The sequence below is a fragment of the Acinetobacter sp. 778_lipA genome (assembly GCF_058242985.1).
On the sequence record NZ_JBZAYT010000001.1, the window covers coordinates 1,689,488 to 1,703,520 of the forward strand.

The 14,033-nt window shown below is 37.6% G+C and carries 15 protein-coding genes; all 15 read left to right on the forward strand.

Going from position 1 to position 14,033, the window contains the following annotated elements; all coding sequences use genetic code 11:
• Positions 1–64 precede the first annotated feature (64 nt).
• Positions 65–817, forward strand: coding sequence for a DUF6651 domain-containing protein (locus AC4CUY_RS07885; protein WP_490773932.1), 753 nt, complete (start codon positions 65–67; stop codon positions 815–817).
• Positions 818–836: 19 nt separating this feature from the next.
• Positions 837–1,799: a major capsid protein gene (locus AC4CUY_RS07890; RefSeq protein WP_490773933.1), complete on the forward strand. Its 963-nt coding sequence runs from the start codon at positions 837–839 to the stop codon at positions 1,797–1,799.
• Positions 1,800–1,837: 38 nt separating this feature from the next.
• Entirely contained in the window at positions 1,838–2,407 is a 570-nt protein-coding gene (locus tag AC4CUY_RS07895) for an Ish1 domain-containing protein (protein ID WP_490773934.1), read from the forward strand.
• Positions 2,408–2,417: 10 nt separating this feature from the next.
• Positions 2,418–2,792, forward strand: coding sequence for a hypothetical protein (locus tag AC4CUY_RS07900; RefSeq protein ID WP_490773935.1), 375 nt, complete (start codon positions 2,418–2,420; stop codon positions 2,790–2,792).
• Positions 2,789–3,166: a hypothetical protein gene (locus tag AC4CUY_RS07905; protein WP_490773936.1), complete on the forward strand. Its 378-nt coding sequence runs from the start codon at positions 2,789–2,791 to the stop codon at positions 3,164–3,166. Before AC4CUY_RS07900 ends, AC4CUY_RS07905 begins: the two co-directional genes overlap by 4 nt.
• The gene (locus tag AC4CUY_RS07910) at positions 3,162–3,524 is read left to right on the forward strand and encodes a glutamate 5-kinase (protein WP_490774661.1); all 363 of its coding nucleotides are present in this window, start codon (positions 3,162–3,164) and stop codon (positions 3,522–3,524) included. Before AC4CUY_RS07905 ends, AC4CUY_RS07910 begins: the two co-directional genes overlap by 5 nt.
• Before the next feature lie 28 nt (positions 3,525–3,552).
• The gene (locus AC4CUY_RS07915) at positions 3,553–4,248 is read left to right on the forward strand and encodes a hypothetical protein (protein WP_490773937.1); all 696 of its coding nucleotides are present in this window, start codon (positions 3,553–3,555) and stop codon (positions 4,246–4,248) included.
• 45 nt (positions 4,249–4,293) lie between these two features.
• A complete protein-coding gene (locus AC4CUY_RS07920; protein ID WP_490773938.1) occupies positions 4,294–4,674 on the forward strand; it encodes a hypothetical protein in 381 nt (126 codons plus the stop codon).
• On the forward strand, positions 4,671–5,081 hold the full coding sequence (locus AC4CUY_RS07925) for a hypothetical protein (protein ID WP_490773939.1): 411 nt from the start codon (positions 4,671–4,673) through the stop codon (positions 5,079–5,081). The genes AC4CUY_RS07920 and AC4CUY_RS07925 overlap by 4 nt, the downstream gene beginning before the upstream one ends.
• A gap of 1 nt (position 5,082) precedes the next feature.
• On the forward strand, positions 5,083–5,295 hold the full coding sequence (locus AC4CUY_RS07930; RefSeq protein ID WP_490773940.1) for a hypothetical protein: 213 nt from the start codon (positions 5,083–5,085) through the stop codon (positions 5,293–5,295).
• A 105-nt stretch (positions 5,296–5,400) separates the two neighbouring features.
• A complete protein-coding gene (locus tag AC4CUY_RS07935) occupies positions 5,401–6,315 on the forward strand; it encodes a phage tail tube protein (RefSeq protein ID WP_490773941.1) in 915 nt (304 codons plus the stop codon).
• Positions 6,316–6,317: 2 nt separating this feature from the next.
• Positions 6,318–6,803: a phage-derived protein YdaY family protein gene (locus AC4CUY_RS07940; protein WP_490773942.1), complete on the forward strand. Its 486-nt coding sequence runs from the start codon at positions 6,318–6,320 to the stop codon at positions 6,801–6,803.
• Between the two features lie 715 nt (positions 6,804–7,518).
• Positions 7,519–12,117: a tape measure protein gene (locus AC4CUY_RS07945; protein WP_490773943.1), complete on the forward strand. Its 4,599-nt coding sequence runs from the start codon at positions 7,519–7,521 to the stop codon at positions 12,115–12,117.
• Positions 12,118–12,187: 70 nt separating this feature from the next.
• Positions 12,188–13,585, forward strand: a complete 1,398-nt coding sequence (locus AC4CUY_RS07950; RefSeq protein ID WP_490773944.1) for a hypothetical protein — start codon at positions 12,188–12,190, stop codon at positions 13,583–13,585.
• A 54-nt stretch (positions 13,586–13,639) separates the two neighbouring features.
• Positions 13,640–13,984: a phage tail protein gene (locus AC4CUY_RS07955; RefSeq protein WP_287839110.1), complete on the forward strand. Its 345-nt coding sequence runs from the start codon at positions 13,640–13,642 to the stop codon at positions 13,982–13,984.
• The last annotated feature ends 49 nt before the right edge of the window (positions 13,985–14,033 follow it).

The window sequence follows — 14,033 nt, forward strand, 5'->3', positions numbered from 1 at the left end:
CTAACGTTCGGATGAACATGGCTCAACGGGCGGATGCTCAACTAAATAAAGGGTCGGATGACTTATGAAACTTAAAACTGTAGTTGTAGAGGGAAAAACTTACGCTGAAACCAATGAACAAGGTCTGCCGATCTATGTTCATGATGACGGAAAAGAAGTTGCACACGATGCACCTCAAACGGTAGCAACGATTGCACGTCTAAATGGAGAAGCTAAAACCAACCGTGAACGCTACGAAAAAGCTGAATCAGCTTTAAAAACATTTGAAGGGATTGAAGATCCAGTTGCGGCTAAAAAAGCCATTGAAACTTTAAAAAACTTTGATGATAAAAAACTTGTGGATGCAGGTGAAGTTGAAAAGGTCAAAGCCGAAGCGATTAAAGCGGTTGAAGAAAAGTATGCGCCAATTGTCCAAGAGCGTGATGCTTTCCAAAATCAATTACACAATGAGCTTATCGGTGGTGGTTTTGCTCGTTCTAAGTTTATTCAAGACAAGGTGTCCGTACCATCTGACATGATCCAAGCCCAATTCGGTAAGAATTTCAAAATCGAAGAAGGCAAAGTAGTTGCATACGGCGCAGATGGTCAAAAAATTTATTCACGCTCACGTCCGGGTGAAGTTGCTGACTTTGATGAAGCTTTAGAAACAATGATTGGCGGATACCAACATAAAGATTCAATTCTCAAAGGTTCACAAGCGGGTGGCGGTGGATTCCTAGGTAATGGCGGTCAAGGTGGTGGCGTCAAGAAATCTCTCGCTGACTGCAAAACAGAAGATGAAAAAATTGCCTACTTAAAAGAAGCAGGCGCTCAATAATTTTTAGGAGTTAACTCTTATGCCTTTTGATTTACAGGTATTTAACAAACAAACCTATATTGCAATGACCGAAACGGTTGCTCAGGACGTTGCAAAGTTTAACGAAGCATCCCAGGGCGCAATCACACTGATTAATGAACCGTTTAATGGTGACTTCAATATGAAGGCATCATTTAAAGCGATTCAGGGCATCGTACGCCGTCGGAATGCGTATGGAAATGGAACTGTTCAGGCAAAACGTTTGGAGCAGTTACTTGATGTTGCGGTAAAGATTGCAGCAGGTACACCGCCAATCGAATATGAAAAACAACAGTATATGTGGGTGCTACAAAATCCTGAACTTGCTGCACTTACCATTGGAGAGCAGTTAGGTAAAGCGCAATTAGCGGATATGTTGAATGCGGGTATCTCTGCGGGTGTGGCTGCTATTGGTAGTCAGTCCGCTTTGGTTGAGGGTGATGGTACAGCAGATGCTTCATTCCGATTATTAAATAAAGGTGCTGCACGAATGGGCGACCGCTCAGGTGCGTTACGTGCTTGGGTGCTTCATTCAACCACAATGCATAATCTTTTTGACAATGCCTTGGCAAACAGTGAACGCTTATTCATGTATGACGGCGTGAACGTTGTGCGTGACCCATTTGGTCGCTTGTTTGTCGTGACTGACTCTCCATCACTGTCTAGCACATCCGGTGAGCCAGCATCTACCACTTACAATACCTTAGGGCTTGTTGAAGGTGCGATTGCGATTAACAATAACCAAGACTTTAATGCTGAATTGGTGCCAACCACAGGTGGTGATAACCTGAAATACACCTATCAGGCAGAATGGTCTTATGGGGCTGGTGTTAAAGGTTTTGCATGGGATACAGCTAACGGTGGTAAATCTCCAAATGATGCGGCGATTGCCACACCAACAAACTGGGACTTGGTTGCATCAAGCCTTAAAGATACGGCAGGCGTATTAATCAAAACTAAATAAGAAATTGCCCCGTAAGGGGCTTTCTTTTTGGAGTGGAAATGAAAAACAAGATTAAAAAACTGTGGTTCACCGATGATTTCTCTTATGAAAATGTTGAAAAAATACAGGCTGGCGGTTGGACGATTCGTAAAGCATCTGCGGTAAAAGATAGTGATTTTGTTGAGCAGGCTGATGAATATGGTGGTGATGTACCAGCATCTTATCAAGTTAAAAACACGCAGTTGACGGTAAGCATTGGTATCACACCAGAGCTACAGCAAACGCTTGATAATGCAAAAGCTGAATGTGAAAAGGTGGTTTCTGAAAACGATGGACTGAAACAAGAAGTGGAAAGTTTAAAGGCTCAAATTGTTTATATTCAATCCAAGCCTGCCGACACAACTGGTTTTGTGCCTCTTGAGCAGTTTGATGCAGTTGCTGAAGATTTAGCAATTACGAAAGCCCTGCTTGAATCAACTCAAAATGAACTTACGACATGTCAAAACAGTGCGGGTGCAATGAAAGCTCGAATTGCAGAACTCGAACAAGTAAATAACCCAGCCGAAGCGGAACAGGCTACTGATTCAGCACTTGCTGAAGAAAAAACCAAAGCAACCAAAGCCAAATAATAGGTGCACAATGAGCTTTATTACCATTCCTGATGCCGAACGGATCCTAGGAGCAAGCTTTGCACCGGATGGTGATAAAGCTCGGCTTGTCCAGTTGGCGAATACATGGATGAAGAATGAAATCCGTTTCATTCCCAATCAAATAGATCCACTATTGCAAGATGCCACATGCGAAATCATCAAAGGTATTCAAGCGAAAGTGATATATGTAGGTATTGAACGCCAAACCACGAATGAGCGTGTAAAAGCTGACACAGTAGAGGTTGAGGAATCCTTTGTTGAGGGTAGTCGTAACATCTCTCAATATGAACAGATTGCGCGGGCATATATTGATTCACTCAACTTAAAAGGACGTGGCTTTGCGTTTGGGGTGTACCGCGGATGATTGATAATAGTTACATACCAGAATGGTATACATCACCATTTCAGCATATTAAATACACGCTTGCTCGAAATCAAATTCATATGGATTTGTTATTTGAGAATATGAATGATGTTGATGAATTCATGTCAAAAGGGTGTGATGCTCAAGTAAATTTTTACAACGATGATTCTCTTGCAATTGTTCAGATTAAAGAAAGTGATCGATCTTTAATTGAAACATATGGATTATTACTACATGAGGCTGTACATATTTGGCAGCGAATTAGGCGTCTTATGGGAGAGTTTGAGCCTAGTAAGGAATTTGAGGCTTACTCAATTCAAGCAATAGCTCAAGATCTATTTTCAATGTATGAAGAGAGCCAAAGCCATGATTAGAGATAAGATCAAATCCAAAGTGGCAAAGGCATTCAATACCAAACTTGTTGACGCCGTTACAGCATTTACTTGCTCTAAAGAAATTCAATCAGGCGATTTCGACTTTGAAACGCAGACTTATCCCACTGTGATTGTTGAACAGTACTCTGGACGTGGCGTATTTGGCTCATATAAGCGCGATTTAGTAAAACCTATCGATTACCAAGTTGAGGATGTAAAAGCCACAGTGCTTCAAAATGAAGTAACTGGCGTGCCTCAGATTGATGATGTTTGGGTGGCAGGTGGTGAGTTTAAAGTTTTGAGCGTAGCTAAAGATCCAAGTGGTAGTATTTGGGTTTGCCAGTTGAGAAAAGTTTAGTAATATTTCTCTAAAATTAGGGGGTATTATGGAAAATAGTGAATTAAAGCAAAAGTTAAAAAAAGTTGGAAGATTTATTTTTATATTCTTTTTAGTTTACTTAATTATTGGTTTTTTCTTAAATAGTAATTATCCAATTATGCAGTTCCCATTTGATTTTAGTAAAGCGTACGAGGTGCTTAGGGATGGTCTAACCTTATCTGCCTACTTTCTTGCTCCAGCTGCAGCAGTTGTTCTTTTTAATGATTGGCGAGCTGAACATAGGATAAAAAGTACAATTCAGCTCTTGGATGAGTTAGAAAGATTATCATTTGGTATTAAAAATGGATTGGGTTTTTATAATGCTAAAATTATCAATGAAAAAGGTTTACCTGTAAAAGAATTTAGAAATAGGGAAGATCGTCAGACTTTACTATGGGAATTAAAAGCTTTAAATAGAACCAAGAGAAAACTTTTAATTAAGAATAAAGAATTAGATAATTTAAAAATTTTGCTTATGTCTTTTTATGAATTGGCTAATAAGGGTTTAAATGATTTGCATCATATCGAATTAATTTCATTCAATTCATTATGTGATGAAAATTTAGGTTGCAACAAGGACAATCATAAAGAATATTTAAGATACAGGGAGTTATTTGATGAGAAATTTAATGAGGTAGAAGAACTATCTGATAAAATTGATTTGCAAGTGATTAAAGCGCAAGATTCTATTTTGCAAAGTTAAATTTATACCAACCCACCTCGGTGGGTTTTTTAATGGGTGAAACTTATGGGCTGGAACGGATTGCGACCATCACAATTCACACTCCAAGTATTACGTGATGGCTCAGAATTACAAAGAAAAATCACTGCTGCAATGCTTCAAGGTGTTGTACTTAAAAGTCCAGTCGATACAGGGGCTTTTAGAGGTAATCATCGTGTTTCCATTGGTAGTGTCGATTACACCAAAGACTTTCAGAAAATAGATAAATCAGGTACCACAACCATTGCTGATGGAATGGCTAAAGTACTGAGCATTCAATTAGGGATGAGAGTATTCATTAGCAATAATTTACCTTACGCAATTGCTCTAGAGAATGGACATTCTGGGCAAGCACCATTAGGAATTTATTCAATCACTTTCCAGTCAGTTACGAGTAAATATAAATGATGACATTATCAGAGGCTGAATTGGCGATATACAAGCGAATAGGTCAATTTAATGGTGTGGAAAAAACAAATCTTCGTATTGAAAATCAGAAAACTCCAGATGGTAAACCTTTTGAACCACCATCAAATAAACTTTGGTGCAAAGTCTATATTCAATATGGAGACAGCCAAATAGCTGGAATTGGAAATGAGCTATGTATACGTGATATAGGAACAATTTCAATCCAATGCTTTGCACCAAAGAATACAGGCACGATTGAAATGACAAATCTATGTGTTAAATGGCGTGACTTCTTACAATCCTTTGGTGTTTCCTATCTTGAAGTTTATAAAGTCCATGCACCACAAGATATGAATGATGATAATTTTTACGCTAAGATAGTTAGAGCAGAATTTAGGGTGAATTGAGATGGATGCAGATTACTTGCGCTTTAAAAATGAGCGCCAAGAGTTAATAAATAATATAAAACTGGCTTCAGGATCACCACCTGATTTAGAAAGTAAGTCAATCTCAGAATTAATGCGCATTTATTTTGCAACAATTGATAGTCAGTGTTCAAAATGTGGAGGGCATATTACAAAGTTATCATTCACATCTATTTACCCAAATAATAAATCTTGAGTATTTCAAGAATAAATTAATACCAGATTGAAACCTAGCCAATGAGTAAATTATCACCTACCTCCCAAAAGGAGGTTTTTTTATGTCTAGATTAAGGAGAACTTAATGAGTTCTGGAGCTAAACAATTAACCCGAGTTGGTTTTGAAGCATCACCTGGTGTGATTGCAACAACTTGGAATACATTTGCATTTACCACGAATGGTTTAGATGCATCAGCACAAACCACCGAATCACAAACGATCAAAGATTCACGAATTGCAGCTGGTACTTTAGTGACTGGTGTTGAAGTGCAAGGCGATATTGAATCTGAATGGGCTTATGGCATTCAAGATGGAGTCTTAGAGCTAATTGCCTTCAATACTTGGAGTAGCAACGTTTTAACATTTGGTGGCACTACTCGAAGAACACTTTCGATTATTCGCGGCTTTAGTGATATCGATAACTTCCAAGTTTTCACTGGTTGCCACATTAACCAGTGGACTTTATCGATTCCAGATAGTGGCATTGTGACTTCTAAATTCGCAATTATGGGAATGAAGCGCACCGCTTATGAGGTTGCACCGACTGGTACCGTAACACCAGCAGTGGATGCTGTTCCATTAACAAGCCTATCCACTGGTGACATCCTCATTGATGGTGAAAAGAAACCTGGAATGTGCATCACTCAGATTGAATTAACCATTGATAATACAATGCAAATTCAAAAGTGCTTGGACTATGAAAATAATATTGCTGCAATCTTAGAAACCATTATGAAAGGCAGTGGTAACTTTACAATTGCATGGTCCAAAAACACTGCAGAACTTTACGAAAAACAATTCTTAAATGAGCCGATCGGCCTTGAATATTCATTGAAAGATACTGCAGGTAATAAATACACACTCAAACTACCTAAGGTTCAAGTATCTGCGCCTTTGCCAAGTGGTGGTGCTGGTGATGTATTAACTACCCAATTCTCGTTCACAGTCGCGGACGTTGCACCGACTCTTACACGTATTCCTGTAGTTGCGGGGCCTTAATCATGTTAATTGAAATCGAAGAACAGAAATCCATTGAATACGTTCAAGAATGGTTTGATTTTAAAGATGGCGTGAAATTACTCATTGCGAGTATTGATAAGCCATCATTCCAGCGCTCACTTGAACTTAATGGGATTCAAGCCGAGCAAGAGCTTGCAGGCATTAAGGCAGTAACAGATGAAGGAGCGGTTAAGGCCAAATTAGGTTTTAACCGTGCTGTATCACATCTCTTGCTAGGATGGGTTGGACTAGTCGGTAAGGATAAGAAGCCAATCGAATACAGTGCGCAAAATGCTGAACTGATTTGCACAAGCTCGAAGCAATCTCTAGAAATTATTGTCTTCATCATGGAAAAAGCTAAGGTGATCCATGACTCTAAGACTGAAGAGATTGTTGATGAAGTGGGAAAGTCCTCAAGCACTACGAGCAAAGAAACATCAAATGGTGCGAAGAAAAAACAGCAGAAGTCTATCAAAAGCTTGGCATAAAACCACCTGAGCGTTTAGAGCCAAGTTACACCGCAAACCATATCATCAAAGCCTTTAATTTAATTTCAAAGGCTCGACGTTTTATTGCCTTTCCGCAGGGTGGTGGGTTTTATGACTCTCTTACTCTTGCAGATATTAAAAGCTACTTTGATGTGTATGGTTGTGACTTGGACCAAGGGCTTTTTGTTGAGTGTATTTTCGCGCTGGATGGGAAGTACTTGAGTGAAGTGAATAAAAAATGATTGATTTTTAGAGGCTTAAAATAAGATTATAAATTATTGAATATTCTATAAAAAATGTATTTTCAATTACATGATGTTACATCTAACCTTTAGAAGTAACATGTATAAGAGAGAACTATATTCATATGGTTTTCTTGATTCCAAAACAAACCCCCGGAAGTTGGCGCTTTCGGGGGTTTCTGTATCCACTTCACCACAAAGAAAAGAGGAGATATATCTGTATGACTGAATATACCAGTTTCTCAATCCAGATGCTAGGAGTAGTAATGGAAGCTATTAACTTATACCCATCAAGTTTTATTTATTTCTTTGAACATATGGCCTTAATTTACGGTGGGATTAAATTTTTACATCTGATAATTAAAATCACAGAGAGTAAATTTAATCTCAACTAAAGCCGATCTTTTAAAAGGTCGGTTTTTTATTGCCCGCAATGCGCCCTTAGGCGCTTTTTTTACGCTTAAGGAAATGCCATGGCTGAACAACGTAGTACACTCATTATTGAAATTAGCTCAGAACAAGCAGTACGTAATGCACGTGCTTTAGATCGAGAGCTACAAAGTATCGAACGCACTGGTAATTACGCAACTACTTCAATGAACTCTATGTCAGTGGCAGCACGTCAGTTGGCAGGGTATTTGGCAGGGGTTGTGACTGTTGGTACTGCGATCGCTAAGATGGATACTTATACTGGTTTAAATAACAAACTTAAATTAGTCACTAAAAGCCAATCTGAACTCAATACTGCAATGAACGATACATTCAAAATCGCTCAAAATACTGCACAAGCTTGGGATTCAGTTGCACAGATCTATCAACGTTTTTCTGACAATGCACAGCGTTTAAATATTACTCAATCGAAAACCGCAGAATTAACTGATACCGTTGCTAAAGCTATCGCAATTAGCGGTGGTTCCGCTGCTTCGGCAGAAGCTGCATTAGTTCAATTTTCACAAGCTTTGGCTTCCAATGTTCTACGCGGTGAAGAGCTTAACTCTGTAATGGAGCAAGCGCCTGGACTCGCAAAGGCAATTGCTCAAGGTATGGGAATCACTGTAGGTCAATTACGTTCAGTTGCTGCAGAAGGAAAGATTACAGGTGATGTTCTTGTTGATGCTTTAACAAAGGCACGTGGCTCAGTAAATGAACTATTTGACAAAACAGATTTCACTATTGCTCAGTCATTCACGCAATTATCCAATGAAGTCACTAAGTTTGTGGGTGAGGCAGGTAAAGGGAGTGGGGCTGCAAATGCAATTTCAGGATCTCTAACTTTACTTGCAGAAAACCTTAACAATGTAACCAATATTGCCATGATCGGTGGTGCTTATTGGATTGGTACCTATATTCCAGCACTTTATAAAAGTGTAGTTGCAGGATATGGAAAAGCTACACAGCTAGTTGAACAAACGGCTATCCAATGGGCAGCGATTGAAGCTGAAAAAGTAGCCGCAGCACAAGAATTAGCAGGCGCGGAGGCTAAATTAGTTAATCTTCAAGCTACTCGTGCGCAACTTATCGAAGAGTTAAAATTAGAATTAGCTCGTAAGAAAAAACAAATTTCAGATCAAGGCGCAATAAATTCTGATATTAGAATGGGGCTTTTACGTCAACAACAAGCCGCTATCAATACTGAATTAACAGCCACTGAAAATGCTTTAGCAGCAGCTAGAACAAGATCAGCTGTAGCAAATAATGCAACAATGGGTGCTGGACGTGGTTTGCTCGGATTGCTTGGTGGGGCTGGGGGATTGGTAGGTATTGTGGCGGCTGTTGGCGCATCAATGCTTTTAATGAGAGACAATACTGACTCAGCTACAAATTCGCTTGAAAGTCAAAAAAAGACAGTTTCTGATTTAACTGCCGAATATGGGAAATTATCAGCAGCTAAACTTGTTTCTGAAATGGATGAAATTGATAAAAGAGTAAGTGCAGCTGAATCTAAAATTGCAAAATCCAAAAATGGGCTTTTGGGGATGGTTGCAGGAAGCTCTGATTCCATAAGCAATGAGGAAATTAAACGTCAAAATCTATTACTTGATCAACTTAAAAAGATTGAAAAAGAAGGTCTAAGCACAGCATCGGCATTGCAGGAAATCAACGCTTCTAAGCTATTTACTGAAGGTGAGGTAAATCAGGCACAAAAATTCTTTGCAAAAATGGAAGAAGGTAATAATGAGCTTGTACGAGGTGTAGCTGAACGTCAACTGGCAGATAGTGCTCTAAAAAAATCTTCAGGTATTTATGAGAATCTTGCAAAAGAAAGTAGCAATTTAACACTTGAGCATGAAAGATTAACTTCTAGCCTTGAATCAGCTAAAAGCAGTTTTAGCTTCGTGTCTAATTCATTACTGCAAAGTGCTGCGAATGCAGGTGTTTCTAGTCAGGGTATTGAAAGCCTTAGAAATTCAATCAATGATTATAGCAGCGGTGCTTTATCAGCAACGGCTTTACTTAAGGAATTTCAGAAATACATCCCAATCAAAGATTCAGACATCAAGTCTTATCTTCAGGTTGCAAATAATGTCGAAGCACAGCAAAAAGCCTTAACTCTTAATGAAATTCAACTAAAGAAAAACAAGTCGGCTCAAGATGGATTAAATAAATCTCTTAGTGATTCAAATGTTACTGGGACGAATTTCAATAAGGTTTTAGAAGATGGGACCAAAAAAGCTGTTGCTACTTCTGAGAGTGTCAAAGGATTAAGTGCTGAGATTCAGAAATTCATCAACCAGTCTTTAAGTGATATCTCCACTAATAATGAAATATTAGCTTTAAGAGCAAAAGGTATATCAAAAGAAGTTGCTGAGAATTATGTCAAATTAAAAGAGGCTCAAGGTTTACTAGGTAAAAATCAGCCTGTTGATACAGGCGCCTTTAGTTTAATGATGGCAGACTTGGCGCTTAAAAAGCAAATTCAAGATTTGGATGATAAGGAAACCAAAGCCAAGCAAGATCAAACAAAAGAAGCTGAAAAGAAATTTAAGTACACTCAGTCTGAGTTACTTATGCTTCAGAAGATAGCAAATCTCTCTGCTAAAGCCGATTTAGATGGTATTAGTGCGAAATATGGTATCCCTAAAAATTATCTTGCAGGCCTTATGGCTCAAGAGTCCAAAGGGAATCCTAATGCTGTTAGTCCTACTGGTGCTATTGGTTATTTCCAAACAACCAGCGATTATCGCAAAGATAACGGTATCAGTGTTGCTGATTCAAAAAACCTTCCTGTAATTGCTAATGTTGTGGCTAGAAATCTTGCTAAAGCTTATAAGGAGTTAGGAAGTTGGGAATCTGCTATTCGATCCCATAACGCTGGTGTTGGTGGATCTAGACAATTTGACAAAAATGGCAGAGTTGATGACAGTAATGAGCGCAATAAAGAGGTTGCTAACTTTGTACCTTCAGTCAATAAGTGGATTGTAGGCCTAGGCGGTACTGGACTAAAGGCGAAAGGCACCTCTGATACCATGGGTGATCTTAAGGATTATCTTGATTTTGTAAAACAGCAGGCAGAATCTAGAAAGTCACTTGAACTTAATGTTGCAAATGAAGTCACTAAGATTCGTGAATCTTTGAAAGACAAGTTGATTGAAATTGATAAGGCGGGATTTACACCAGAACGTACTGCAGAAATCAAAGCGGAGTACCAATCAAGAGCAGACAATGAAATTGCAATTGCTGAATATACGTTAAAGACTAAACTTGAAGAATATTCAGCTTTCAAGAAAACTGATGAGCAACTATTGAAAGATAGTTTTGATCAAAAGAAGTTCTATGCATCTAGAGATATTGAATTATCTAAGGAGCAACGCACCCAAGCTGTTGCACTGATCGACGAGCAATATAAGTACGAGGTTGAAAAATCTAAACTTGCAAAAGAGCAGCGATTACTCCAATCGAAAGAATTCTATATGTCTGAGTTGCAAATGGCTAAGGCAAAATATGATATCGAAAGGAGGCTTTTAGATCAGAGCAACGAAGATCCAAAAGAGAAAGCATTTAAATCACAGATGCTTGCACTTCAAAATCAAGTTGATATGAATCGTCGTTTAAAAGATGCTTCAACAGGGTGGGATACGATTCAAGCACAAATGAATGGATCTACTGGTCGATACCAAGTCAACCAAGATAAATTCAGCAGAATGGGAGCATCACAAAATCTATTTGATACACAGATGGCTGATGTTGAAAACCAAGAGCAAGAACCAGGGGCTGATTTACAAAAATTAGCTGAGGTTCGTGAACAAATTTGGGCAGCGCATAATCAGCGAATGATCGATATTGAAAATCAGTATCAAACGGATTCCTTGAATTTGCAGTTAACCCAAGCTCAGCAATTAACTGGTTCATTTGCAAATATGTTTAAAGGTATTCTTGGTGAAAGCTCAGGTGCATATAAAACAATGTTTGCAATGCAACAGGGCTTTGCGCTTACTCAAGCTGGTATGAATTTATGGTCATCTGTTTCTGATGCTTATGCTAAAGAACCTGGTACTGTATGGCAGAAAGTTGCCGCAGGTGCTAAGGCAGCTTTGGACCAAGGAACATTCTTAGCAATGATCCAAGCAATTACCCCTCAAGGTTTTGCAACTGGTGGACACATCACAGGCAAAGGTACTGGAACGAGTGATGATATTCCAATCATGGCATCCAATGGCGAGTTTATGATGAAGGCTTCGGCTGTTTCGAAACTTGGTTTATCAGCTTTAAATTACATGAATAAGACGGGTGAAATACCATTTCAGGGTGAATATCTTGCTATGAAATCGCAGTTTTTAGGATCTACTTTACCAGATTCCAGTACTCAAAAATTTAAAGATGGTGGTTTAGTTGGTGTCAGTCGAATGAGTAATGAGAATACTGATAGAAGGCGATTCAATTCTATTCCAAAGAACTCATCTCAGGGTGAAGGCAGTAGAGATATTAAAATTGAAGTCAACATCACTGACTCAGGCGTTAATACTTCAGGTGGTAATACTCAGGATCAGAGACAGTTCGCTCAAATTGTTGGTAATGCTGTGAGAGCTGTAATTATTCAAGAGAAGCGTCAAGGCGGTTTGTTGTCAAAATAAGAAAAGCCACTTCGGTGGCTTTTTTCTGTTTTAATTGATATTTTATGAGCACTTTGAGGAGTGCTTTAGAATGAAAAAATTATTATTGATATGCTTTTTTTTGACGGTATCAGGTCTATCTTTTGCTGGGAAACAAATTGATCTTGCTAACTTTCAAAAAACAATAACTAAAAATCCAAAAATTAATATCAATTGCCAAATAGATAATTTTTCCCTTATGAGTACAGATCGAGACTTTAGCTCAAAACTACAATCAACATTAAACACGTTTGGTTCAATGCGAATACAAGATTTCGATAAGGGCGATTGCGTTCAATTATCTAATTTTCAGGATAATATATTTACTACTTATATTTGGCAGAATCAAAATAGTATATTTGATACTAAAGTTGACTTATTTATAGCTTACAACCTAAAAAGTAAGGATTTACTAGGTGTAATTATCGATCAAAATAAAAATGCTTATGTATTGGGAGACAATAAGGGTGAGCTGAAACAAGCAATAAAATCCAATCCAATATATAAGAATAACCTATATGGCGTTAATTTAGACTCATCACTGAACTTTTCGAATTTCTCTCAGATTAATAGTGAAGATAGACTAAAAAGAATGTCAAGCACTGAATCATTTGTTTATAATGTACAAAATGCTGCAATAGATGATAAAGAATGCAATATAGATAATTTTAAATTACTAGAGACAGATAGTAAATTCAAAGCAAAAATGTCAATGCACTTAAGCGAATTTGGAGGATTAAGGATAAATGATTTTGATATGGGAGAGTGTTTAAATTCCAAATCTGTCACAAATAGTTTATTAATTACAAAGTTTTGGCAAAAAAATAAAGATTTTTATAATAACAATTTATCCTTATATGTCGCCTATAATGTATACGAAAATTTAGCCCTATTGGTCATTGTTGATGATGATGAAAATTCATATTTATTAGGTGATAATATTCAAACATTAAAAAATAGTTTATCTAATAATGAAAACTTAAAAGATGACTATAAATTATCTTACGAGTATTCAAAATTAAATTTTAATGATTTTAAGAAAAAAATTGATTCTCAAAAGATCAGAGATAAAGAGGTTGAGAAGATACTCAATCCTGATTGGGTGTATAGTTGTAAAAAAGATAGATTTACCAATGATAAAAGTTGCTATCTATTTAAGAAAGATTTGTCATTGATTTACTTGAATGGTGTGTTTGGCGTGGTGGTGGGAGGGAACCACTTTCCAAGTTCTACTGGTAGCTTGAAAATTGATAAAAATGCAACTTTAAACTCAAAAGAGGGTAAATTCTTTTCAAATACATTAAGTATTATTAATCAATTAAAGAATGGAAAAGTTGCTTACACTAGGTATAAAAAATGGCCTTATGAATACAATGTTGATAATGAAGTGGAACTCGAAGGCTTTAAGAAAAGCTTTGATGAAATGATAGCTGCTTACAAGAAACTTTAAGAACCTAGAAATTAAAAAAACCCACCTAAGTGGGTTTTTTATTGGACGCAATTTATGAGCAATGAAAAATTTACATATCCATGTGATCTAGATGGAAACTCAGGCAAACAAAACTTCAATATTTTGACTTCAAAATTTGGTGATGGCTACGAACAGAATATCTCAGTAGGCATCAACAATAAAAAGGGGGAGTGGCCATACAAATTCACATCTACCAAGGAAGAGATTCTTCAAATCAAAGCTTTCTTTGATCGCCATAAAGGGGCTGATTCATTTCTATGGAATTCTCCATTGGATGGTGAGGTGAGAGTTAAAACAGATACAAGCTATACACCTAGTCAAGTGGGTGGAATGATCTGGACTATTTCCACAACTTTTACCCAAGTTTTTTATCCATAAATCTAATTAACTTCACGCCCCACTCGTTGGGGCTTTTTACTTGAAGGAA

Coding starts and splice junctions, on each gene's coding strand:
- AC4CUY_RS07885 (WP_490773932.1), top strand. CDS start 65: ATGAAACTTAAAACTGTAGTTGTAGAGGGAAAAACTTACGCTGAAACC.
- AC4CUY_RS07915 (WP_490773937.1), top strand. CDS start 3,553: ATGGAAAATAGTGAATTAAAGCAAAAGTTAAAAAAAGTTGGAAGATTT.
- AC4CUY_RS07950 (WP_490773944.1), top strand. CDS start 12,188: ATGAAAAAATTATTATTGATATGCTTTTTTTTGACGGTATCAGGTCTA.
- AC4CUY_RS07920 (WP_490773938.1), top strand. CDS start 4,294: ATGGGCTGGAACGGATTGCGACCATCACAATTCACACTCCAAGTATTA.
- AC4CUY_RS07895 (WP_490773934.1), top strand. CDS start 1,838: ATGAAAAACAAGATTAAAAAACTGTGGTTCACCGATGATTTCTCTTAT.
- AC4CUY_RS07905 (WP_490773936.1), top strand. CDS start 2,789: ATGATTGATAATAGTTACATACCAGAATGGTATACATCACCATTTCAG.
- AC4CUY_RS07900 (WP_490773935.1), top strand. CDS start 2,418: ATGAGCTTTATTACCATTCCTGATGCCGAACGGATCCTAGGAGCAAGC.
- AC4CUY_RS07940 (WP_490773942.1), top strand. CDS start 6,318: ATGTTAATTGAAATCGAAGAACAGAAATCCATTGAATACGTTCAAGAA.
- AC4CUY_RS07935 (WP_490773941.1), top strand. CDS start 5,401: ATGAGTTCTGGAGCTAAACAATTAACCCGAGTTGGTTTTGAAGCATCA.
- AC4CUY_RS07930 (WP_490773940.1), top strand. CDS start 5,083: ATGGATGCAGATTACTTGCGCTTTAAAAATGAGCGCCAAGAGTTAATA.
- AC4CUY_RS07925 (WP_490773939.1), top strand. CDS start 4,671: ATGATGACATTATCAGAGGCTGAATTGGCGATATACAAGCGAATAGGT.
- AC4CUY_RS07955 (WP_287839110.1), top strand. CDS start 13,640: ATGAGCAATGAAAAATTTACATATCCATGTGATCTAGATGGAAACTCA.
- AC4CUY_RS07890 (WP_490773933.1), top strand. CDS start 837: ATGCCTTTTGATTTACAGGTATTTAACAAACAAACCTATATTGCAATG.
- AC4CUY_RS07945 (WP_490773943.1), top strand. CDS start 7,519: ATGGCTGAACAACGTAGTACACTCATTATTGAAATTAGCTCAGAACAA.